Below are 24,618 nucleotides of genomic sequence, written 5' to 3'. Positions count from 1 at the left end.
TATTTCAAATCAGCTCAATTATAAAATTAAATCGGGATGACACTACTGATGAGTTAACAAACTGGATAAACTTTATAACTATAACAGTATCATTAACAAAAACTTGAATTTCAATCAGACAATCAAGTAACCAATGAAAAAAAAAATCTATATCGTAGCGGGTGCACGGCCAAATTTTATGAAAATTGCGCCTATTGTGCGCGCTCTCAAGACGAATAATAATCTGACATATAAAATTATTCATACGGGCCAACATTATGATCGAGAAATGAATGAGGTATTTTTTGAGGAACTGGGGATTCCTCAACCAGACACTTTTATGGCAACAGGAAGTGGCACACATTCACAACAAACAGCTAAGATCATGATTGCTTTTGAAGAATGCTGTCAAACTGAAAGGCCTGATGCCGTATTAGTTGTCGGTGATGTTAACTCAACATTAGCATGCTCTATTGTAGCCAAGAAATTGAGTATTCCGGTCGCTCATGTTGAGGCTGGTCTACGAAGTGGTGACATGACTATGCCAGAAGAAATTAATCGCTTAGTAACTGATAGTATCTCAGATTGGTTTTTCACCACTGAACCGAGTGCTACAGCACACCTGCGTCGCGAGGGTAAATTAGATTCTGCAATTCATCATGTTGGACACGTCATGGTAGATAACCTACTATTTCAAGCTGATAAATTAGCACGTATTGATACGACTGATTTTGAAACCAGTCAGTTCAAAACAGCGCAGGCAGCTCAAGGCAAACAATATGGTGTTATTACACTGCACCGACCGAGTAATGTAGATAATTCCAAAATGATGCATCAAATTGGGAGTGCTTTAATGGAAATTGCAAATGAATTACCGTTGATCTTCCCGGTGCATCCTCGCACACGCAGCAATCTTGATAAATTTAATGTTGATCTTGGACCTAATATTACCTTGATTGGGCCACAAGCCTATATGGCCTTTCTGAATTTATGGAAAGATGCTGCCGTAGTACTAACTGACAGCGGCGGCTTACAGGAAGAAACAACCGCCTTGGGAGTCCCCTGTATTACTATTCGTGAAAATACCGAGCGCCCAATTACAGTAGAACAAGGCTCCAATGTACTCGCAGGTACCAATCCTGAACGAATTATTACCGAAGTACGCAAAATTCTACAGAACAAGGGTAAGCGCTGTTGCCGACCACATCTCTGGGATGGAAAGGCGGCCGAGCGAATTGTTGCAATTTTGGCAAAAGAACTTCTTTAATATTAGCTATAAAAAGGTAGCGTGAAATTAATTAGTCATTCTTTATTTTTTGAACGACCAGCTCAGCATCTGCGAGCCGCGCGGTTTATAAATTAATGAGCTAACAGTAAAGACGAATGATTAAGGTATAATCCGTTTTCTCATTTTTGAATTGTTAGGGGAGTTATAGTGCCTATTTACGAATATCTTTGCAATTCATGTGGTTCTGAGAAAGAACATTTGCAAAAAATGAATGATGCACCTATTACAATTTGTCCTGCTTGTGGCAGTAACCATTACGTTAAACTGATTTCAGCAGCAGGTTTTCAATTAAAAGGAAGTGGTTGGTACGTTACTGATTTTAAGAATAATAAAACATCAAAACCAGAAACGAAGAGGAATACAGGAACCGAAGTAAAGAATGAAGCTACTACAGCAAGTGCTGCGGGTACGACGAGCACAAGTAGCAGTAGCGGCGCTAGTGCTGCTAACACAACATCTTCTGCTGACTAATTTTACTTACAGGAATCGCGCGACATGAAATATCATCACTTGATTGAGGTTTTAAGCTAGTTTTATGAACATCATTATAGGGGTGCTAAAATCGCCTGTGTAGGCTAATGGTACTGCTCATTAATGATCAGTATCTTTTCTGATTAAGCGCATATTCCACAGGAAGTCATTTAATGACAATCATGTTAATGTTTATCTTTACATTCATAATCGGATTTTTGTATCTACTATCAACAAATAATTACAGCGATTTCACTTAAAAAATAATTTTTTAACGAAACTGATCACTCAACTTTCGATTCTAGACTTTTAATTAACAGATTATGCGTACAAATTACTGTGGTGCCATTAATACACGATATCTAAATGAAACAATTACTCTCTATGGCTGGGTGCATCGTCGTCGGGACCATGGGGGCGTAATTTTTATTGATTTACGTGATCGTGAAGGCTTAGTACAAACAATCTGTGATCCTGACAATATAGATGCCTTTCAATGCGCAGAGAAAATTCGTAATGAATTCGTATTAAAAATAACGGGCATAGTCAGGCGACGCCCAGAAGGCACAATCAATTTAACTCTATTCAGTGGCGAAGTAGAGGTTTTGGTAACGACTATCGAAGTACTGAACACATCACTTACACCACCATTTCTAATGGATGATGACAACATAAGCGAAGCTATTCGATTGGAGTATCGCTATCTTGATTTACGTCGTCCGGCTATGCAAGCGAATCTACGTCTACGCCATAAAGTTTCAATGGCTGTACGTGTATTTCTAGACCAGAATGGTTTTATCGATATTGAAACGCCCATGCTCACCAAATCCACGCCGGAAGGCGCGCGAGATTATCTCGTACCTTCACGTGTCAATATCGGTCATTTTTTTGCTCTTCCTCAATCACCCCAATTATTCAAGCAACTTTTAATGGTATCGGGATTTGATCGTTATTATCAGATAACACGGTGTTTCCGTGATGAAGATTTGCGTGCTGACCGTCAGCCCGAATTCACCCAGATTGATATTGAAACTTCCTTTCTCAGCCAAGATGAAATCATGAGGCTGATGGAAAAAATGATTCGCAGTTTATTTACGTCTGTTGTCAGTGTTGATTTGCCCAGTCCATTTCCACGTCTCACATATGCTGAAGCTATTGCAGACTACGGCTCAGACAAACCTGATTTACGCATACCATTAAAATTAATAGAATTAACTGACGTTATGAAGGAAGTATCCTTCAAAGTATTTCGTGAAGCTGCAGAAAAGCCGGATGGGCGAATTGCGGCGTTACGTATTCCTCAAGGTGGAAAATTGTCTCGTAAGGAGATAGATGATTACACTAATTTTGTAGCTATTTATGGTGCAAAAGGCTTGGCTTATATCAAAGTAAACACCTTGGCAAAAGGCTTGGAAGGATTGCAATCCCCTATCTTGAAGTTTTTATCCGAAGATGCGGTAGATACTATTCTTACACGAACAGATGCGCAAGATGGCGACTTGATATTTTTTGGTGCAGACAAGGCAAAAATTGTTAATGAAGCATTAGGTGCTTTACGTGTCAAAATTGGACATGAACACGGCTATGCTGAATCAGGTTGGAAGCCGCTTTGGGTAGTCGATTTCCCAATGTTTGAGAGAGATGAAGAAGAAAACCGCTGGCGAGCATTACACCATCCATTTACATCTCCTGCCGATGGTCATGAAAATATGTTAGAAAGCGAGCCAGATAAAGCATTGTCTAAAGCATATGATATGGTACTCAATGGCTCAGAAATCGGTGGGGGCTCAGTACGTATTCATCGCAAGGATATTCAATCTAAAGTATTCCAGGCATTGAATATTTCGAACACAGAAGCACAGGAGAAATTTAGTTTCTTATTAGAAGCACTACAATACGGCGCACCACCGCATGGCGGCATTGCATTTGGCTTAGATCGTATTCTAACGATGATGACAGGTGCTGAGTCTATCCGCGATGTTATTGCTTTTCCAAAGACACAGCGTGCTCAATGTTTATTAACACATGCACCAGGTACGGTTAATAAACAACAACTTGACGAACTTAGTATCCGCTTAGGAAAAAATAAAAATACCGCAGCCTGAATTTAACCATTGAGTCCTTTCTATAGCATCAGGATAAGGCTCCAAAAAATATTTCAGAATATTCCTTTCAAATAGCGTGAATTACAACCACCGAGTTTAATCAAAAAATATCATAACAGGTATTCTGAAACCACTTTTCTATCAAAAAATATGCTTTTATACCTATTTTCTAGATAGCATTTTAGCCAGATAAGATATGCTACTATATACTCATTCATCGCTGCGGGGTTTTTCACTCAATTTAGGTGGCAGAAAAATATCCTGCGAGACTCCTACCTGCAATGTAGCAAGAAAATATGGAGACATCTGCTAACAGCCCTGATCGATGCCTATTACGTTAAAATTTTATCTAAAAATGGCAGCCAGAATTAGAAGATCGTATACGAAAAAACCTAATACTAGAATACATCTATTCTCGGCATGCGTGTTATGCCGCTCAAGATCCTTATTGATAAATGGACGAAAAGCAGCAAGTGAGAGCGTTTCGTTTCCTCAGAAAAAAATACAAAAAATGTACTTATGAAAAAGATCTCTATAAGTTATGCCATCAAGTCCAAGATACTTTTTTACACCTTCAATAATAGCCGCAATATTTTTACAAAAAGTCTTAAAAATATCGCGCTATCCCCTACCATCGTCCAGACCAGATGCTCTCATTCTCCAGCCAGCTATCATGTGACAAGACTATCCGGATTAGATTAATACTTTTATAATAAAAATGTATAAAGAACCTGTTTCGATTCTGGTAATAATCCATACTCTCGACTTACAAATATTATTATTAGAACGCGCTGATCATCCTGGTTACTGGCAATCGATCACAGGTAGTCAAAATCAGGGTGAAACACTATTACAAACAGCCATACGAGAAATCAGCGAAGAAACAGGTCTGAATGCTATTGATTATCACCTCACTGATTGGCATATCCAAAATCAATATGAAATTTTTCAAGAATGGCGTTGGCGCTATGCGCCGACAGTAACGCATAATACCGAACATGTATTTAGCCTGCTTTTACCCAAACCCATTCCAGTCAGCATTGCAACACGAGAACATCTTGGGTTTACCTGGTTACCTTGGCAAGAAGCAGAAAAAAAAGTTTTTTCAGAGAGTAATGCACAAGCTATACGACAATTAGCTAATCAGGAAAAGCAAAAGATTCATCATTACTAATTCGACATCACCAATATTATTCTATCTCATAAATCGTGTAGAATAATAAAATAATCCAAATCTGATATAATAATAACCCGTTGTTGTCACTCATTTTTTGGTTATATTTTCTCGGCGGTCATTCTGAATCATATAAAGATATTTTGAGACCTTTGCAAAAGCCCTCACCATAAGTTTTTGACTATTGATTATAAAAGATTAACTTTTCAACTGTAGGGGTTTTGCAAAGGCCTCGTTTTATTAATTCAGAATCATTCTTTCCCTCTTCATCATACTCCCCATTTCTCAAGATTTAAGAAGGAAGGTTCTTACACCGTGATGAATCTGCTAGTCCAATATTGCCTCGGTGAATTTTTCCCCGCGCTTCAACAAGAAGAGACTTTTGCACGGTAGATGGTATGAGACCTTTGCAAAAGCTCTCGCCAGAAGTTCTCGACTATTAGAGTTTTTCAAAGGTCTCTATATTTGGATTTAGATGCAGCAGACGCATCCAGCTCCATTATCCATCAGTTGTAATTTAAAAATAAAAAAGGAGATGCCGGATATTGTGGCATCTCCTTTTACATCGCCCGATTTATACTATTATGTCTTTCTCACTTTCGGCGCTTTCCTCCCTGATAATGGATGGCTTGAGAAAGGTTGGAATCGTTCAAATCCTTTCACCTCAACCGTTCCGCCCGCATTGGTATATTCAGATTCAAAATGATTCAGAAACTCCATGAAAGTATGGTCAACAAGATGAGCCTGACTAAAATCTAACACTGCTGTTTTCCCAGGCTGAATCTGTTTGAACGCTTTCTTAAATCCGATCAGATTAGAAAATATAACCGCATCATGAAAGGCCAGGTGATATTTTCCTTCGCTTTCATTCAGTTCGTAACGTGCTTTGAAAAGATTACTCAATGCGGCGCCGTTTACAATATGAAAAATAAACTTCGTCAAGATACCTGAAGCAATACCGATGAGTAAATCAGTTGCCACTGTTGCCGCAATTGTTACCAGGAAAATTGTTAGTTGCTCACTACCAATCTTATAGGTCTTAAAAAACACATGTGGCGCAGCAAGGCGATAACCCACATAAACCAGTAAAGCAGCCAGAGCAGCATTAGGGATTAGTTCGATTACGGGAATCATCAACAGCATGGCTATGAAAAGGAAAAAGCCATGAAAGAAATTAGCCCAGCGTGTACGTGCACCAAAATCAACGTTTGCTGAGCTACGCGCCACCTCTGATATTGTTGGCGATCCACCTAATACAGCAGCCAGTGTATTCCCTGCACCCAATCCAATCAGATCCTTATTATAATTTGACTGTCGTTTCCAAGGATCAAGGTTATCTATCGCCTTAACTGTCAGTAATGACTCTAAACTACCAACAATGAGAAACATGAACACGTATTTCCAGAATACAAATGTACTGATGGCAGAGAAATCAGGATTAAAACCAACCATTTCCCAGAAATCACCAACAGCGACTAAAATATGTCCAGGTTGTGTTCCCTTAAAATCTAAAAAAATTGCAGCAGGAATAGCTATTAATAATACAACCATGGGTGCAGGGATCTTTGCAAGAAGCCCCTTTATTTGCGGCCAGATAAACATAACAGCCAGGCAAGCAAGACCAATCGCCGCAATCACTCCATTTGCATTCACAATAGAATTGGGAACTTCAACATATAATGCAACAGGATTCATTCCGGTCAGATCAGCGGGATCAATTCCCAACATAATATGGAACTGCTTGGATATGATAATCACCCCGATGGCCGCAAGCATACCGTGGACAGCTGAGTGCGGGAAAAAATCACTCAAAGAACCTGCTTTTAACAAGCCCAGAACAACTTGAAGTGCCCCAGCGACTACCATTACGCCTAATGCAAGTCGCCACCCCTCCATGCCACCACCCAGCTCGATGACGCAACCGGCACAAATCGTAATCAAACCAGCAGCAGGACCCTTGATTGTAAGCTGAGAGCCCGCAAAAAATGTAGTAAACAAACCACCAATCATCGCACTGAGTACCCCCATTGCTGGTGGAAACTCTCCTGCTTTAGCAATACCAAGGCTCAATGGCAATGCCAACAAGAAAACAAGGAAGCCTGCTACTGCATCGTATTTAAAATTTTCCTTAAGCCCGATTAAACCATCTTTAGGTATTTCTTCTTGCGTAGAATTACTCATAATTCTATGTATCTCCTTTAGGTTAAGAAAGTTTACAAAACGCGTACTTCATCAAGAACTTTTATACGGAATAGAATGGTAATCTTTCACATGAGGCCCAAGGAAAATACGTGAGTACATCCGCACCAACGAGAGGCCAATTAATATGAAATCAATTGCGAGAATAATTGCTAAATCAACTTGATCTGTATGAATATGTGTAAACATCAGATCAACTCCTAAGAAGGTTGGTGTAATGGGGAACCCCATTAAGCCCAGACACGCAATCAGGAAAACTAATGCCAAGAAAGGATGCTCATAAACATGCCCCTGGTAATCATTCCAGTCAATTCTCTGTTCCAATGCTGTGAGCCTATCCAAACAGGCATATCCCATAATACCTGTAAATATCACGCCGCTTAGATAGATAACAACCTCGATGACATCTACCTCGGGATAAAATGATATCGCTAGAGCGATCCACAAATGGTTGACAACGACAAGCGCCCAACTAAGCTTCGCGCTTTTTCTTTCAGTGAATGATCTGAGTAATAGCAGTAGCCCAATAAATGCGAAAATTGCAGGGAAATAGTCATATACCGCGTTCGGTATTAGATCTTTAGCAATTAATAACCACAGCACGCCTACGATATAACTAATAGTCACAAAATTGCCAGCAATGCCTTCTGATACAAAATTCAGCTTTCTACCGATCCACTTCATAGGATTCCACAAAATAATATATATGAAAGAATCCAAATTGAACTCTTTGATACTCAATAAATAAATTGAGTATTTAATCCGTTTAAAGGCTGAATCTTTATCAGAATATTCGATCGGAACAAAATTAAAGAACTGATCGCGTATTAGATAGGTAACGACCGAAGGTGACACTAAGAGCTGATAAGTCCGTAAGAAAGCATTTCCTATAATATGAACAAAGGCAAGCGTATGAAAGCCAAGTGCAATTTCAATAAAAATCAGACCAATCTGGGCTGCTGATGAGTAAGCAATTTGTGTTTTAATTGATGATTGAACGCGTGATATTAACGTGGCAATAATACTTGTCGTTAATCCTATGACAACTAGTAATGCAACTATTTCGACCTGATGTTCCCAGAATGGATAGGTTCTCAGTAAAAGAAAGGCACCCAAATGAACAGCAAGTGAGCCATAAAAAATCGCACTGGAAGGCGTGGGTCCCTCCATTGCGCGTGGCACCCAGGATGTGAATGGAATCTGTGCCGATTTAACAGCGGCAGTCAACACCAACATCAGCGATATAATCAGACCGACTGTAGTATGGTTTTCAAGGTGCGAAACTATCAGATCACTATCAGATAGTTTCGAAAAAGTAATATTCTCATGCCATAAATGATGACTTAACCAGATAGTAACAATCAAACCCATATCCGCAATGCGAAATACTGTGAAAATTTTTAACGCGTTTTTCACAGGTAAGAATCTATCTCTATAGTATCCAATCAACAAAAACGAACAAATTCCAAAAATTTCCCAACCAATAAAGAGCGTCTCAAAGTTTCCTGAAAGAATTACAAGGTTATAACCGATATAGAAAAAAAGTATTGTGTTGAAAAAACGCTTATAGCCACTTTCGCGGTGTAAATACCATCTAGAATAAACCGTTACTAGAAATGATAAGAAACTACCCAGGAAAAGAAAAATGGCCGTGACAATATCGAAATAGAAAGCAATATTGAATACATAATTCGCTGTATCATAAAGCGTATATTCGATTAATTCCAGAACCGGTTGACCTTCAATCACCCAAAGCACCAAGAATAACCAGGTAACAATCATGTGTAGGCCAACTGTTAAATAAGCAATCCACGAGATCACGCCTTCTTCTATTTTAGGTATTAATAAACTAAGAACAAAGCCGATTAATGGGATAAGTATTAGAGACTCAAATATAGCTACGAGTAATGGATTCATTTTTTAGCCTTATCATTATCAGTATCAATCAAGTACACAGGCAGGTTTTCTTCCGTTGCTTCGACTACATAGGTATGTTTCGCTTTCTTTGCAGACTCCATGAGCTTGTCAAGATCCGATATGGTTTCAAGCTCTTTCAATAATGGGTTATAGATTATGAAATTTCCATTTCCTTTGTACAAATGAAGATCCCCTGTTTCCGGATGAACAGCAACTAAAACAACCCATTCATTCTCATAAAATGAGAAATTTGCCGCAGCCTCTTTGAGCACCCTTAAAAGCACCTTCGGATAATGTTCAACGATTACTAAAAGACGAACAGGATCATGTACCTCAATCATCTGATACGGCAGACCTGTTCTCAGATCACCATCACTACCATTGGCAACTCCATTGAGTCCCATAACGTTATAAGGTAATTTCGTTCCTGCGCCCATTCTATGATTATCTGTTCGCGAGAAAAAATATTCGAGATCGATTCCGCCCATAACCGGTCCAATAGGCCCCATGGAAACTCCTAAATACTTCCCATCCGGATCAGTTCTATAATCATAGGAGCTGGTAGATGCCCGTCGATCTAAAAATAATTTCTCAGTTAAGCTCCGTCTTCCAATAATACTGACCGCATTTGTAGCATGATTAAGTTCAGGACGTGGTTCAAACAGAGAAACAGATCTCCTGCGTACCTCATTATGAATTTCTTTAGCACTCGCTTTGGTGTTGATTGATACCAATCTTCTCGATCTTTCTTTTGCATGCATATCGAGCGATTCAATAAAAACAGGAATATTTTTTTTATGGTTAGCTGCATTCTCAGGAGTAAGAATATGCTCATCATAAAAATAAACGTCATCACGCGTCGTATCATGAAGACCTGGGAGAAACTGCGTTTCGTCCGGAATTTTAATTCCATTCTTAGCCAATGCTGCTCTGACTTCCGGATGATTCGCCATAGTACAGAATGATCTTGCATTGACTGAGCCCGGTCTACCACCACAAGCACCGCAATCATAGGCTGTATAATGTGTATTATTAACGCTACTAGCACCATGTCCAATCATATATACAATAGGTGCAAAAGAAGCGCCTTTACCGCTACCCGTCAATCCCGTACTTGTCAGGACACCTTGCACTCGCTGAGTCATTTCTTTGATAGTAAATCCTACCTGCAGGCCATCTTCTATATCGGAAGGATCCTGATTCTCAACAGTCAGCTTTGCATTGCTATCTACGTGCAAAAAAGATGAGGCCATAGCAGGCATCGCTGTAGGTCTGAAAATATCAAAAGCCAGCTTAATTGCTGTGAAAAAACCAACGGTTTGGGAGATTAACCAACCTTGGAAAAGAGAATGCGAATGTTTATGAAAAACCACATCCTTTTTCATTTTGAGCTGACTGCCTACTTCTTTAACTAAATACTTAGGAAACACCGGCGCAGGACAACATTTTGTAGCAAAGTTCCCATGCTCAGGCTTATAATATAATTCAACATTAAAAAAGCCTGCAGTTGTGAACGTTTCACAATTTGGATCGTTCTGCTCAAGATAGCGACGAAATGAAGTCAGTCGATCATCGATACAAAAAAATGTTTGAAATGATTTATTGGCTACTTTCTTTTCCCAACTTTTATCCTGCAATGCGATTCCAACCAACACCTGGTCATAATATGACCATTCAAAGGCTTCATGCAGAATCTCAAGAACTTCATCGAATTCTGTCTGTGGCACTTCCGAAAAAAGATTGACAGGTCTATTTTCCAAGACAGTACCAAGCGGTTGCCAGCTCTCTCCAAAATGTGAATCCAGTGCATCGATTTCCATCAAGAGCTCTAGAACAACCAGATCATGTATCGATATTTTTTTCTTGTTTAAAAGAGAGTCTGGGTCCAGCTGAACAGAAGACACCATACCCGACCAGCCTGGATGTGCAAATTGCTGGTCAAATAGATATTGTTTGTAAAGTGTTTCATCGCCTACCACAATTTTTAGCAGATCCTCAATTTTACAATTTCCACTAATAAGGAGATTACGGGCTCTTTTTGTTTTAAAAAAGCTTGTAAAACTTTTCTCTTCCATTTCTTTAATACAAGAAAGGAAGTCCTTATTTCCAACAGGAAAAGGCCAGACTGATATTCCTTGATCAAGATAATGACAGAGTATCCTGAAAAGAAACGCATGTACCATTTGATCTAGATCAATCGAATAGTATTTCTTCCAGTTTTTTCTAAGCTCACCGACTCTAGCTGAAACAGAAGTATCATATTTCTCATTTAATAACTTCTGCATCCATTCATCAATAGACTCCGCACCTTTCCTTTCCACAATTGCCCTTTCCAGGATATCTTTGCGGATACGCTTGGATCGATATAAGTCCCGATATTCATCCAATTCTAATGTTGTAAAATAACCCCACATTTTCTTTGCAGTCCGCAAAGCATCAAAGAATTTCATATCATTTTGAAATGAATGCAAGGTATTGTGGTGAATAAAATTCTTTAACGGTGCTTGCATAGGCAAGTAATGATTCAGGTCATGAAGCACCTGATGTTCGTCAAAAGATAAATTTTCTGTTTTCATTAAATATAACCCTCTTAATACAAACAATATTTCTAAGGATAGAATAAGTTACTGTTCGAAATTGCTTGAGTACATTATTGATTCTTCGTATTAGCAACTTTTATCCTGAACTGGTTCAACCGCTGCAATGCCTTCTTCTACTTCACTACCAATCCGTTCAAGAAATCTGCTGGTTTTAGTCTAAATTCGATGGCCTATACAGCGACAAACGATTACTTTCTGAAGATAGTGAAAGAGGTAAGAAGCAAATATCATGGGCATAAACATCATCAATGTTTACGGGCAGGTGTTGGCAACTTTAGGGTTAAGTGGGGAATTCTTACTGGATCACTAGCTGCCATTGTGTTGTTCATAAATGATAACCCTCCCGATATAAGTGATAAGAATTACATTAAAGTCAAGTAAATCCTATCACAGCGATTGTGAAAAATTCGTGAAGACTACAACACAATGAGAATGGAAATAAAAAATCAGGGGAATGTAATGTGGAAGGTAGAGCCATGTCCTGGTACGCTTTCAACTTCAATTATCCAGCCATAGTATTCACAAATACGTTTGACGATAACCAGCCCAATACCCAGACCTTCTCCCAATGCCGATCCACGGAAGAATCGTTCATAAAGTAGTGGCAGAAATGCGGGTTCAATACCAATACCCGAATCAGAAATTGATAAGCGCGACCCTTGGGACTCTACTCGAACGAAGCCATTTTCTGTATATTGCACAGCATTACGCAATAGATTCACAAGGACGGTATATAAAGCTTGTCGGTTTAATACAAGAACAACTTCTGGTGCAATAGTAACTTCAAAAACAAGTTTTTTTCGATAAATCTCGATACAAAGAGGATCGGCTGCGTCATAGATACATTCGGTTAACGCAACGGATTCAAGAGTACCTAACGCCTGCTCACGCGCTAAAAATAATAAAGCCTGTAACTGTTCACCCATTCGCGTTGCTGCCGCTTCAATCATGTTAACGCGATAATGCACCTTATCCGGCAAATCACGTTCGACGAGCAATAACTCACAGCTTGTTAGAATAGTGGTGATCGGTGTACGTAGCTCGTGACTGACATTAGCTGTGAATTCCTGTTCTCTCTGAAGTAATCGCTTGATACGACTCTGATAATCATCTAGCGCGCGTGCCAGATGCGCTACTTCCTCGTCCATCTCGGGACGCGTCAAAGCTTTTCCCTTTATATCACCAGGCGCAAGCAATTTTACTCGTTCGGCAAGATCCGTGACTTGCTTAACCAGTAATCCGGCTAGCAGATAACCCACCGTGAACGCAATGGCAACTACCGAAAACAGAGAAAATAGAATCAGAAATCTCAGCTCATTTAACCGCTGATTATGAAGCGCAATCCGATAAGCAACAAAAAATTTTACATCATCAACAGACCGTACCAGGACATGGATATCCTCAGCGTCATGATAAATCCTATGATATCGCGCATTAAGCCCTCGCAGGTAAGCAGGAAGGCGAAGCTCTTCATCTATATTACGGATAACATAACTTCTGAGGTGAGAACCAATTTGCGGAATAAAATCGGAATGTTTCCGGTAGCGCTGAACAAGATGATCCATCTCTATTCTGATAACTTGCTCAATATGTGCTGCCTCAAAATTATCAGAAGCAAAATAAAGACTAATACCCAACGCTCCAACAATAAAAATACAGAATGTTGCCAGTGTTAGCGCAACACGTAAACGAAGGCCGCGTTCAATCTTAAGCTTGAACACGAGAAGCTAAACAATAGCCAAGGCCATGGACGGTTTCAATCGGATCGTAGCCACCCGCTCGCACTAACGCACGTCGTAAAACATGCATATGACTGCGTAATGTATCACTGGTTTCCTGTATACCTTCCCAAGCTTCCAATTCTAATTCCTTCCGACTGAAAACTCGACCAGGTTCACTCATCATCAACGCAAGCAGGCGAATGCATTTTGGTGGCAGCTTGACATCTTTATCAGCAAAGCGAATTGATAGCGTTTTTGGATCAAATGATAAACTATCAACTTCTAGTCTACGATTGGCAACTCTTCCGCTATAACGTTTATGCATAGCAAAAAGACGTGCTTCAACTTCTTTCAGTGCAAATGGCTTGACTAGATAATCATCCGCACCATGCTCAAAGCCTGCCAGCTTATCTTCCAGTGTATCACGCGCAGTCAGCATGAGTATTGGTGTATCAATCTGCGATTCCTGTCGAAGCTTTCGACACAAATTAATACCGTTCATCCCCGGCAACCCTAGATCAAGCAGAATACCATCAAAACGTTGTGTAACCGCAAGGTGAAGTCCTGCTATACCATTAGCTGCGGCATCAGCGCTATGGCCTCGTGATTCCAAAAAATCATACAGATTAGCAGCAATAGCCAAATCATCTTCAATAATCAGAATGTGCACGCAACCACCCTACCGCAACAAAACCACAAAAATAAAAGATAAAACTAGTTGTTAATGAAACTTACGACTCAATGTATGGACTGCTTCAACCAAAGCTGCGGCGTTTTCAGGTGGTGTAAATTGCGAAATACCATGTCCAAGATTAAAAACATGACCATTACCATGACCAAAACTAACCAAAATTTTCTCAACTTCTGCAGCAATGATAGTAGGTTCTGCAAATAATATCGAAGGATCAAGATTACCTTGCAAAGCAACTTTATCACCCACGCGACGACGTGCTTCACCAATATCGATAGTCCAATCAAGTCCAACTGCATCATAACCACTATTGGCAATACTCTCTAACCATAATCCGCCACCCTTAGTAAAAACGACACTAGGAATACGTGCACCATCCTGCTCTCGCTTTAACCCTGCCACAATCTGCTTTATATAATGCAATGAAAATTCCTGGTAAGCAGCATGTGAAAGTGCTCCGCCCCAGGTATCAAAAATCATGACTGCCTGCGCGCCTGCTTCAATCTGTGCGTTGAGATAGGTAGTAACTGCTTGAGCATTGATTTCAAGAATATGATGCAGCAACTCAGGCCGCTGGTATAGCATCGTTTTAATTATACGAAAATCAGTACCACCACGACCTTCCACCATGTAACAAGCAAGTGTAAAAGGACTGCCTGAAAAACCAATTAATGGAACCTGGTTATCTAGCGTCCTACGAATTTGTGAAACAGCATCCATCACATAACGCAAATGTGTATCAGGATCGGGTACTGCCAATGAACGGATCTCCAATTCTTCACGCAAAGGCCGCTCGAACATTGGTCCTTCACCTTCGGCAAAATACAATCCTAATCCCATCGCATCAGGAATGGTCAGGATATCCGAAAATAATATCGCTGCATCCAGTGGGAATCTTGCTAAGGGTTGCATCGTCACTTCAGTTGCAAAATTAGGATTTTTGCATAACGCAAGAAAGTTACCGGCACGGGCGCGGGTTTCATTATATTCAGATAGGTAACGTCCGGCTTGGCGCATCAGCCAAACAGGTGTGTACTCAACAGGTTGTCTCAATAATGCACGTAATAAGGTATCGTTTTTTGGTTTAGTCATTAAAAAGCCTATCAACTCATAGAATTTTCTGGAAAAGATTTTTTTTAAACATTACAGCAGATATAAACTTACCCCGCTTTTCTCTGTTAACTTATCCTCAACCGCCAATCTTATCAGTGATTAGCCTTTACGTACATTACCTATAACATATGGAACCGTTTTAAATTAATTTTTTTGAATATCTCGTTAATAATTAATAATCTACATTAAAGGTCTAATTTTGAATGTTTAAAAACAGTTTCCGGCAAGTATATTTCCTATCAAAGGCAGAGCAATTCTCATGAAAATCACTTACAAGACTCGCAAACAAAGTACAAATAGATCCTGCGTGACAGTACTTTTGTAGCCAGCTATATCTAGAACCTCTAGAACCTCTAGAACCTCTAGAACCTCTAGAACCTCTAGAACCTCTAGAACCTCTAGAACCTCTAGAACCTTTTTATCCAGGATAACCATCATAATTCTAATGGCTTGTATCTAAAAAATCTTCTTTGATTCTCTATAATATAAATTCTCTGAGACTTTTGCAAAAGCTCTCACCAGAAGTTTTTGGCTATTGATTGAAGTGGCCCCCATTAACTAGACAACCTGAAGATAAATTAAGCTCTAACATGGCTGGTTAATCAAGCTCAGGCAGCTTGAGGAATTGCATACTTCTGATAGTAAACTTCATCTGGTGTTAGATCATCAAGACTTTGATGAAAACGTTCCTGATTGTACCAATTGAACCAAATATTTAAACTTTTTCTTACCTCCTTTAGATTGTTAAATTCCCGAGTATATAAATGTTCGTATTTGACTGTACGCCATAGTCGTTCAACAAAAATATTGTCATAGTAGCAGCCCTTGCCATCCATGCTGATCTGTATACCATTGGTTTTTAGCATTGATGTAAATGTCTCACTGGTAAACTGCACACCCTGATCACTATTCATGATTCTCGGACAGCCATGATCCTGAATGGCAGCTTCCAAAGCCTGGACACAGAAATCAGCGTCCAGTGTGTTGGATATGCGCCAGCTCAATACTTTACGCGAATGCCAGTCCATAATAGCAACAAGATAGCCAAAACCTTTTTCCATCGGCACGTAAGTGATATCGGTCGCCCAAACTTGGTTGGGACGACTAATGGTCCTACCTTTGAGCAGATAAGGATACTTCTTGTGCTGCTTGGCCGGAATACTGGTTTTGGGCTTTGGTGCTGTGCTAATAATGCCCAGTATCTTCATCATTGAAGTGGCTTTCTTGCGGCCTATCATCCTCCTCTGGCGCCTGAACCACGTGGCATAACTGCGTGAACCATACTGTGGTGTTTTCAAATACTGCTCATCCATTTGACGCAACAAGATTAACTCACTCCCATCTGTGGGTTGTGGCTGATAATAATACGACGAGCGTGCAACACCCAGTAAATGGCATTGACGCGATTGACTTAGTTTCTCGTGGTGCTCGATCATTGTTTTGCGCTCAGCAACACTTAATGATCGAGCTTTCTGGCTAAAAAATCGCGTTCCACCGTCAATTGCCCAGTCACGCGATGTAAATCGTCGGCACTATGACCACTCTTATTATTGGCGTCACCATTCTTACCAAACAAATCACTGGCTTTTTCAATCAAATGACGTTTCCAGCTATTAATCTGCGTGGGATGGATATGATAACGAGCGGCTAGTTGTGGTACCGTTTCTTCTCCACGTATTGCTGCCAAGGCTATTTTGGCTTTGAATTCTGTTGAATATTGCATGCGTTTCTTGCTCATGATTATGTCTCTCTATTTATCTCATATCAGAGCTTAACAACTTGTCCAGTTTTGCGGTACCACTTCACTCGATTATTAAGCAATATATTGAACAACAGCAAAGACCGCATTAAACAGGCTTCGCCTGTGCGCTTATATCTCCGCCCTGAAGGACGAAGTTTTACGCGCTATTTGATAAATCATTTAGCATTACACTGCTTAGCACACTTTCTTTAAATTCGAGACCAACATAATTCATATTTTATACTCTGAAAACAAAGAACATTTCTCAACTCAGTTTTCTTCGATAGTAAATAATCGTTGATATTCCTTGATCGCATAACGATCAGTCATACCAGCGATATAATCAGCTATTGCCTGGTGCTCGTCCAGATGAAATTTCACTTGATATTTCGGAGGAAGAAGCTGGATATTAGCAGTAAAGATATCAAATAACTTTTCTATCGTGTGGCGCGCTTTATTACCCATACGCACCACACGGTAATGCTGATAAAGATTATCACGCAGAAATCTCTTTAATTCCTGCTGTTCCTTTTTTACCTTATCACTGAAACCAATCAAATGCGGTGCCAAATGTACCGCGGAAAGGCTATCCACCTCGGCATTTTTTATATTATCCATACTCTGCCTGGTTAAATCGATAACCAGTGTATTAATCATACTACGCACAGTTTCATGTGTCAGACGCCGTCCTGAAAGGACAGGATATTGTTTTTTTACCCGCTCCAAATGGCGAGAAAAGATAGTCACTTCTTCCAGCTGTGTCTGCGTAATCAAACCGGAACGAATACCATCATCAACATCATGATTATTATAAGCAATTTCATCTGCAAGATTAGCTAATTGTGCCTCCAGAGATGGCCTCTGATTGAGTACAAAACGCTCACCGACCTCACCCATTTTACGGGCGGTTTTTTTGGCCGCATGCTTGAGTATGCCTTCGCGAGTTTCAAAACAAAGATTTAAACCGTCAAAGGCAGCATAACGATCCTCCAGTACATCCACCACGCGTAAAGACTGTAGATTATGCTCGAAACCACCATAATTTTTCATGCAGTCATTTAATGCATCCTGACCAGCATGACCAAATGGCGTATGTCCTAGATCATGAGCTAACGTGATCGCTTCTACTAAGTCTTCATTCAGGTACAGATTTCTGGCAATAGAGCGACCAATTTGTGCAACTTCCAGGCTATGCGTCAAACGTGTACGAAACAAATCTCCCTCATGATTGACAAAAACCTGAGTTTTGTATTCAAGACGGCGGAATGCGGTAGAATGAATAATCCGATCACGATCGCGCTGAAATTCACTCCGTCCGATAGGTGGTGTCTCAGCAATGCGCCGACCACGCGTATTACTTGATGAAACTGCGTAAGGTGCTAAGTTATTCATGCCGTGGCACAATCCGATAATGTCTCAAATAATACTGCCCGTGGAACATCAGCACGCATAACCGCTTCACCAATACGGTTTAGCAAAATAAAGCGAGTTCTACCTGCATCAACCTTTTTGTCCAGAGTCATGAGCTGTAGATAATTTTCAGGCGTGAGTTTTGGCGCGTGTATCGGAAGCCCTGCCTGAGAAAAAATCTTGCGTATACGCACAACATCCGTTTCACTTATGAGTTTCATACGTCGTGATAACTCAGCCGCCAATACTATTCCTGCTGCCACTGCTTCTCCATGTAACCAAACACCATAACCCATACCATTTTCAATCGCATGACCAAAAGTGTGTCCGAGATTCAGCAGCGCACGCACCCCGCTTTCCCTTTCATCTGTGGCAACAATTTGAGCCTTATTTTCACAGCTACGACGAATCGCTTCGTTCAAAATAGCGGGATCACGTGCAAGTAAGCGCATCATATTTTGTTCAAGCCAGTCAAAAAAGACAGGATCTCGAATTAAGCCATACTTGATAATTTCAGCAATACCTGCTCGCAATTCCCTGTCAGACAAAGTATTCAATGTTACGCTGTCAGCCATGACCATGCGGGGCTGATAAAACGCACCGATCATATTTTTACCAAGCGGATGATTAATTCCGGTTTTACCTCCAACAGATGAATCCACCTGTGCTAATAATGTGGTGGGAATTTGAATAAATGGAACGCCGCGTAAGTAGGTTGCTGCTGCAAACCCTGTTAGATCACCGACAACACCCCCGCCTAATGCTAGAATTGTAGTATTCCGCTCACAATGATGTTTTAATAAAGCATCAAAAATCTTATTTAAGGTTTCCCAATCCTTGTATTCCTCACCATCAGGCAGAATAATCGGCACGCAAGTTACACCATGATTTTCCAGCGCTATACGCAATTTTTCCATATACAGTGGCGCTACGGTAGTATTACTCACGATAGCAACACGTTTCTGTGGCAAATGAGGCAGGATTAATTCTGCCCGCTCTAAAATACCACTACCGATATAAATTGGATAGCTACGTTGCTCTGAAGATGAAGCAAGGTCTACTGTAATAGTCTGCATCGTATTTTTATTGCTATTGCATTTAGAAGAATTAAAAGTAACCAGCTTATGCATTAATTTTTGTACTAAATTACGCACACCCTGTTTACCACTATCAATCGTTAAGTGAGCCGTTTCACGATAAAGCGAATCCCGTTGTTCATAAAGCTCGGTTAATTTACTGCGCAAATTACGACCCTGAAGCAATGGTCTATTTTTATCGTGGCGGGTGCGCCGATGTAAGTCGATAACAGATGCTCGCAAATAAATTACAGTACCGTAACGTTTCAATAATTCACGGTTTTCCCAGCTCAGCACCGCTCCACCACCAGTCGCCAAGATAATGTTATCCTGCCTCACAAGCTCCCGTAATACTTCAGTTTCACGTTTTCGAAACCCCGCTTCTCCTTCAATCTCAAAAATCACCGGTATTTTGACACCAGTGCGTTCCTGAATTTCATAATCCGAGTCGATAAATCGTTTCCCCATATAATTGGCTAGAGATCTACCAATCGTTGTTTTTCCCGCTCCCATCATACCCACCAGAAAAATATTACCGCTTTTCATTTTCGCGGCGCGATAGGCCTTGGTCATTGTCGTCTTGGTCAGTTTCATGTACGCAATTGTAGCGGAAATACTGTTTCACGCGCAGATACAAAAGACAATGGTTTGATTATTTTTGCTATGCCCTTAAAATTACGAATAATTAATTATCATTCTATTGATTCAACAGGTCATTATTAACGCCACATTCTTTTGTATCCAACCATATCAAAAACCTCTGGATTTAAGTTAATCCTACTTACTTTTGCACCAGCACACGTGGTTACTCTGGCATATGTTTGCTAACAAACCAAGAAAAAAATAATGGAACGAACACAGTTGCAATAAATGCCGCCATAATCATGCCACCAAATACGCCGGTACCCATTGATTGCCGGGCAGCAGAACCTGCCCCAGTAGCGATTACCAAAGGGATCACGCCTAATATAAAAGCCATTGAAGTCATGACAATAGGTCGAAAACGTAATTGTGCAGACTGAATTGCGGCCTGTTTAATATCGATACCTTCTTTCATTTTTTGACTGGCAAATTCAACCAGCAAAATGGCGTTCTTAGCCGCCAAAGCAATCAACGTTACCATTCCAATCTGAAAGTAAATATCATTTGGCATATCCCGCAATAATACAGCCATCAATGCACCCGCAATTGCAAAGGGCACGGCCATGATGACCGCTAAAGGTAGCGCCCATGTCTCAAATTGGGCAGCAAGAATCAAGAACACCATAATGATGGCAAGACTAAACGCAAAGAATGCTGCAGAACCCGTTTGTTTTTCCTGAAAGGCGGTACCCGTCCAAGCAATCTGATAACCATCCGGCAATGTTTGAGCCGCAATCTTCTCTACCAATTTAATTGTATCGCCTGAACTGACACCTGTAGCACCTCGCCCCATTATTTTTGCTGACAATAAACCATTAAAGCGTTCCAGTTGCTCCGCACCCACTTCATGCCTTACTTTACTCAAGGCAGATAATGGAATCATCAGACCTGATGAGTGAGCACGCACATAAACTTTCCCTAAATCCTCCGGTTTCATGCGATATGCAGCTTCAGATTGTAATTGCACACGATACGTTCGGCCCGATCGATTAAAATCGTTAACATAGAACGAACCTATTGTACTTTGTAAGGTAGCATAAATATCCGCAATGGCAACTCCCTGGGCAATTGCCTTCGCCTCATCGACCTCAACAAAAAGCTGAGGTACAGTTGGCCTAAAAAAAGTATTCACGGACGCCAGCAGTGGTTCTTGTTCCAACTTATCCAGCAGATTATTAACTACATTAGATAACTGACGTGGATCAGAACTTGTTCGGCTTTGTATATAGGCTTCAAATCCACCTGTACTGCCTAATCCACGAATAGCAGGCGGATTAAAAGCAAGCGCTAAACCATCAGATTGCTGTGAACCTATATCAAATAGCTTGTCCACAATATCATCCGCAGTTGCTGATCGCTCAGACCAATCCGTCATACGCACGAACATTGTTGATACATTTGTTTTATTCCCACCTCCAATAAAATCCAATCCATTAACTGCGAAATGAAAGATTACAGCAGGGTCTTTTGCCATCTCTGCACGAATAGAATCTGTGGTTTGGATTGTTCGGGCAAGCGTTGCATTATCAGGCAATATAACGGCAGTAATTACATACCCCTGATCTTCTGGCGGCACAAAACTTCCAGGGATTATTTTCAATAGATAAATCACACCACCAACAACCATCATAAATACCAGCAAACTAATCAGTGAATGATGAAGAGAATATCTAACCGTACTGACATAGAAATTACGGATACGATCAAAGATTCGATTAAATTGCTGAAAAAATCGGGCATTATTATGTGTTGACTGAAGCAACATGGCGCAAAGTGTAGGAGAAAGCGTTAATGCAACAACCCCAGAAATAACACCAGCAACAGCCACAGTCACCGCAAATTGCCGATATAGTTCCCCAGCCATCCCTCCCAGAAAAGCAACCGGGATAAATACTGCAACCAGTACCAAAGTCATGGCAACCACTGCACTCGACACCTGCTGCATTGCTTTAATTGCAGCATTAATTGGTGATAACTTTTCTTGAGAAATTAATCGTTCAATATTTTCCAATACCACAATAGCATCATCCACCACAATACCGATAGAGAGCACCATAGCAAATAATGTCATGGTATTAATCGAATAATCCAATATCCATAAACCGGCAAATGTGCCAATGAGGGAAATGGGCACAGCAATAATCGGGATCAATGTCGCACGCCAGCTTTGCAAAAAAAGATACACCACCAGGATAACCAGTATCATGGCCTCACCCAATGTCTTAACTACCTCTCGAATTGAAGCCTTGACAAAATCACTGGTATCATAAGGAAGTACATATTGAATGCCCTCAGGAAAACCCTGCTTCAGCTCATGCATTTTAGACTTAATGGCTTCCGCAGTATCTAATGCGTTAGCACCTGAGCGCAAAAAAACACCAATACCGACACCCGGCTCACCATTCAATATGGTACGAATATTGTAATCCTTCGCACCAAGCTCGATACGAGCCACATCCTTGAGATGCAATACCCCACGAGGACCATCAGCGCGCAGAATAATATTCTCAAACTGCTCGGGTTCCGGTAATCGCCCTTTTGCTGTTACTGTATAAACCAGTTGTTGATCTGCCAATGCAGGCTCCTGGCCAATTTTACCGACTGCATATTGTGTATTTTGTGCCCGAATCGCAGTCACAATATCGCTAGTGGTGATACCTAAATGCGCCATACGATCAGGCCGCAGCCAGATACGAATAGCATAGTCTTGCGCACCGAATACTCTTGCTTCACCTACACCCGGAGCGCGCCTTAACTCATCCAGGATATTAGTAGTAATGTAATTACTTATAAAAAGTGGGGTATGTTTCTTATCTTTCGACGTCACCGCAAAGACCAGTAGCAAATCATTCGAACGCTTCTGTACGACAACCCCGGTACGCCTCACTTCATCCGGTAGACGAGCTAGCGCCGTATTCACTTCATTGCTTACATTGAACGTTGCACGATCAATATCTGTACCAATCTCAAAGGTAACCGTTATAGTCAAACTGCCACTGGAATCAGCAGTAGAACTAAAATACAGCAGTCCTTCAACTCCACTTAACTTTTCTTCGATAGGTGCTGCAACCGTCTTTATCAACGTCTCTGCACTAGCGCCGGGGAAAGTAGCCGTTACGAAAACGGTGGGTGGTGTAATTTGAGGATATTGTGCAATTGGCAACTGCATGGCTGCAGCTAAACCAGCCAGCACAATTACAATTGATAATACCGACGCAAAAATAGGTCGCGTAATGAAGAATTGGGTCACTTGAATGGCTCGTTACGGTTATTTAATAATCGCTTTAAATTAGACGGATGGCTGAATAAAAGACATGGCGCGCACATGAGGAATCACAATTTTACCGGAATTTAATCTGATAATATTATCAACAATGACTTTATCCCCCGCATCCAATCCTTCCAGAACAACCCAGTTCTTGTCTATCCAATTGCCGACCACGATTGGACGCTCCGTTACTTCATTTTTTTCGTTGACCACATAAACATATTTACCCAAATCAGAAGTTAGTACAGCAACTTGTGGTACAATAAAAACATCTCTGGATTCCCCTGCGATCACTCGAACACGCACAAACTGACCAGGCAATAAGCGTTGATCAGTATTCTCGAATGTAGCACGAAGTTGTTGTGTGCCTAATAATGGATCAATCTGACTCGCAGCAAAGTTTATTTGCCCCTTTTTCTGATACTCTGTGCCATCGGGTAAGATGACGTTTACTTGCTGCACACTTTGCTCACTCAAACGACCGCCAAAACGGGTCAATTCATTATCAGAAAAACCAAAGCGTATCCATACTGGTGATAGCTGAGTAATCGTCGTTAGCAAACTGGTGTTAGCTGCTACTAGCGTGCCTTCAGAAAATAAAAACCGACCTGAGATGCCATTTACAGGTGCGATAACCGTTGTATAAGAAAGATCCAGCTTAGCTTGCCGCACACGCACTTTTGCCGATTGTAAAGCAGCTTTCGCGACCGCATGATTAGCAGCTGCAATATCATATACACTTTGACTCACAAAGTTCTCAGCCACTAGTCTACGCTGGCGATTTTCTTCGCGTTCGGCTTGCCTGACACGCGCCTCTCGCTCCAACAATTGTGCTTGTATTTCTGCTAAATTATTCTGAAAAGGCTCTGGGTCAATTAAAAATAAAGGCTCCCCTGCTTTCACTGGCGCACCTTCTGTGTAAAGCCATTTTAGTAAAATGCCGCCTACACGGGGGCGAATCTCAGTTTCCTTTGCTCCCTCAACCTGCGCCACTGTTTCAATACTGATGGGAACATTAGTTGATTTCATTTGAAGCACCGTAACTGATATGGTCTCATCCGCGGCAGTATTTTCGGATACAGGCTCACGGCTACCACAAGCAGTTAACATAAACCCCACTATTAATATAATGGCAATCATGAAACCAATATTTGCCGGCAAATGACCAATTATAATTTTCTTGAATCTAAAAATCGCCATCTCCATCTATACCCCAACTGAAT

The 24,618-nt window shown here is 40.8% G+C and carries 16 protein-coding genes and 1 pseudogene; 4 read left to right on the top strand and 13 right to left on the bottom strand.

The features are described from left to right. Positions 1–133 precede the first annotated feature (133 nt). The 4 genes from wecB to nudB all read left to right on the top strand — a co-directional run bounded on the left by wecB (position 134) and on the right by nudB (position 5,017). The gene (gene wecB, locus BUQ89_RS08190) at positions 134–1,246 is read left to right on the top strand and encodes a non-hydrolyzing UDP-N-acetylglucosamine 2-epimerase (RefSeq protein WP_028462122.1); all 1,113 of its coding nucleotides are present in this window, start codon (positions 134–136) and stop codon (positions 1,244–1,246) included. Between the two features lie 168 nt (positions 1,247–1,414). Next, the gene (locus BUQ89_RS08185) at positions 1,415–1,738 is read left to right on the top strand and encodes an FmdB family zinc ribbon protein (protein ID WP_028462121.1); all 324 of its coding nucleotides are present in this window, start codon (positions 1,415–1,417) and stop codon (positions 1,736–1,738) included. A 323-nt stretch (positions 1,739–2,061) separates the two neighbouring features. Then, positions 2,062–3,843, top strand: a complete 1,782-nt coding sequence (gene aspS / locus BUQ89_RS08180) for an aspartate--tRNA ligase (RefSeq protein WP_028462120.1) — start codon at positions 2,062–2,064, stop codon at positions 3,841–3,843. Positions 3,844–4,561: 718 nt separating this feature from the next. Next, positions 4,562–5,017, top strand: coding sequence for a dihydroneopterin triphosphate diphosphatase (gene nudB, locus BUQ89_RS08175; protein ID WP_036573616.1), 456 nt, complete (start codon positions 4,562–4,564; stop codon positions 5,015–5,017). 582 nt (positions 5,018–5,599) lie between these two features. On the opposite strand, the gene BUQ89_RS08170 is transcribed toward nudB, so the two are convergent. The 13 genes and pseudogenes from BUQ89_RS08170 to BUQ89_RS08110 all read right to left on the bottom strand — a co-directional run bounded on the left by BUQ89_RS08170 (position 5,600) and on the right by BUQ89_RS08110 (position 24,595). Further along, complete coding sequence (locus BUQ89_RS08170) at positions 5,600–7,198, bottom strand: SulP family inorganic anion transporter (RefSeq protein ID WP_028462118.1); 1,599 nt, start codon at positions 7,196–7,198, stop codon at positions 5,600–5,602. 51 nt (positions 7,199–7,249) lie between these two features. After that, complete coding sequence (locus BUQ89_RS08165; RefSeq protein WP_036573613.1) at positions 7,250–9,133, bottom strand: proton-conducting transporter transmembrane domain-containing protein; 1,884 nt, start codon at positions 9,131–9,133, stop codon at positions 7,250–7,252. After that, positions 9,130–11,709: a YbcC family protein gene (locus BUQ89_RS08160; RefSeq protein ID WP_028462116.1), complete on the bottom strand. Its 2,580-nt coding sequence runs from the start codon at positions 11,707–11,709 to the stop codon at positions 9,130–9,132. The genes BUQ89_RS08165 and BUQ89_RS08160 overlap by 4 nt, the downstream gene beginning before the upstream one ends. A 470-nt stretch (positions 11,710–12,179) precedes the next feature. Continuing rightward, positions 12,180–13,454, bottom strand: a complete 1,275-nt coding sequence (locus BUQ89_RS08150) for a sensor histidine kinase (RefSeq protein WP_028462114.1) — start codon at positions 13,452–13,454, stop codon at positions 12,180–12,182. Further along, positions 13,441–14,124, bottom strand: coding sequence for a response regulator transcription factor (locus BUQ89_RS08145; RefSeq protein ID WP_028462113.1), 684 nt, complete (start codon positions 14,122–14,124; stop codon positions 13,441–13,443). Before BUQ89_RS08145 ends, BUQ89_RS08150 begins: the two co-directional genes overlap by 14 nt. Before the next feature lie 51 nt (positions 14,125–14,175). Beyond that, a complete protein-coding gene (gene hemE, locus BUQ89_RS08140) occupies positions 14,176–15,237 on the bottom strand; it encodes a uroporphyrinogen decarboxylase (RefSeq protein ID WP_028462112.1) in 1,062 nt (353 codons plus the stop codon). A 629-nt stretch (positions 15,238–15,866) separates the two neighbouring features. Then, positions 15,867–16,694 (bottom strand): IS3 family transposase, encoded by an 828-nt coding sequence (locus tag BUQ89_RS08135; RefSeq protein ID WP_074202568.1) that lies wholly within the window; start codon positions 16,692–16,694, stop codon positions 15,867–15,869. Positions 16,695–16,714: 20 nt separating this feature from the next. Further along, positions 16,715–16,996, bottom strand: a complete 282-nt coding sequence (locus BUQ89_RS08130; RefSeq protein WP_074202567.1) for a helix-turn-helix domain-containing protein — start codon at positions 16,994–16,996, stop codon at positions 16,715–16,717. Between the two features lie 273 nt (positions 16,997–17,269). After that, positions 17,270–18,391: a deoxyguanosinetriphosphate triphosphohydrolase gene (locus BUQ89_RS08125; protein WP_028461192.1), complete on the bottom strand. Its 1,122-nt coding sequence runs from the start codon at positions 18,389–18,391 to the stop codon at positions 17,270–17,272. Continuing rightward, on the bottom strand, positions 18,388–19,485 hold the full coding sequence (gene aroB, locus BUQ89_RS08120; protein ID WP_281250623.1) for a 3-dehydroquinate synthase: 1,098 nt from the start codon (positions 19,483–19,485) through the stop codon (positions 18,388–18,390). The genes BUQ89_RS08125 and aroB overlap by 4 nt, the downstream gene beginning before the upstream one ends. A 102-nt stretch (positions 19,486–19,587) precedes the next feature. Continuing rightward, a pseudogene (locus BUQ89_RS14400) lies at positions 19,588–19,953 on the bottom strand (shikimate kinase); the annotation flags it as partial. A gap of 337 nt (positions 19,954–20,290) precedes the next feature. Then, positions 20,291–23,377, bottom strand: coding sequence for an efflux RND transporter permease subunit (locus BUQ89_RS08115; protein ID WP_028461194.1), 3,087 nt, complete (start codon positions 23,375–23,377; stop codon positions 20,291–20,293). Positions 23,378–23,416: 39 nt separating this feature from the next. Then, complete coding sequence (locus BUQ89_RS08110; protein WP_083399513.1) at positions 23,417–24,595, bottom strand: efflux RND transporter periplasmic adaptor subunit; 1,179 nt, start codon at positions 24,593–24,595, stop codon at positions 23,417–23,419. Positions 24,596–24,618: the final 23 nt, after the last annotated feature.

This window comes from Nitrosomonas cryotolerans ATCC 49181, from assembly GCF_900143275.1.
Lineage (GTDB): Bacteria > Pseudomonadota > Gammaproteobacteria > Burkholderiales > Nitrosomonadaceae > Nitrosomonas > Nitrosomonas cryotolerans.
This window is presented reverse-complemented; position numbering and strand designations above follow the sequence as displayed.

Bases quoted from the DNA above. Each gene is read 5' to 3' on its own strand.
- wecB (WP_028462122.1), top strand. From the start codon at position 134: ATGAAAAAAAAAATCTATATCGTAGCGGGTGCACGGCCAAATTTTATG.
- BUQ89_RS08110 (WP_083399513.1), bottom strand. From the start codon at position 24,595: ATGGCGATTTTTAGATTCAAGAAAATTATAATTGGTCATTTGCCGGCA.
- aspS (WP_028462120.1), top strand. From the start codon at position 2,062: ATGCGTACAAATTACTGTGGTGCCATTAATACACGATATCTAAATGAA.
- BUQ89_RS08135 (WP_074202568.1), bottom strand. From the start codon at position 16,694: ATGATCGAGCACCACGAGAAACTAAGTCAATCGCGTCAATGCCATTTA.
- BUQ89_RS08165 (WP_036573613.1), bottom strand. From the start codon at position 9,133: ATGAATCCATTACTCGTAGCTATATTTGAGTCTCTAATACTTATCCCA.
- BUQ89_RS08170 (WP_028462118.1), bottom strand. From the start codon at position 7,198: ATGAGTAATTCTACGCAAGAAGAAATACCTAAAGATGGTTTAATCGGG.
- nudB (WP_036573616.1), top strand. From the start codon at position 4,562: ATGTATAAAGAACCTGTTTCGATTCTGGTAATAATCCATACTCTCGAC.
- aroB (WP_281250623.1), bottom strand. From the start codon at position 19,485: ATGCAGACTATTACAGTAGACCTTGCTTCATCTTCAGAGCAACGTAGC.
- BUQ89_RS08130 (WP_074202567.1), bottom strand. From the start codon at position 16,996: ATGAGCAAGAAACGCATGCAATATTCAACAGAATTCAAAGCCAAAATA.
- hemE (WP_028462112.1), bottom strand. From the start codon at position 15,237: ATGACTAAACCAAAAAACGATACCTTATTACGTGCATTATTGAGACAA.
- BUQ89_RS08160 (WP_028462116.1), bottom strand. From the start codon at position 11,709: ATGAAAACAGAAAATTTATCTTTTGACGAACATCAGGTGCTTCATGAC.
- BUQ89_RS08125 (WP_028461192.1), bottom strand. From the start codon at position 18,391: ATGAATAACTTAGCACCTTACGCAGTTTCATCAAGTAATACGCGTGGT.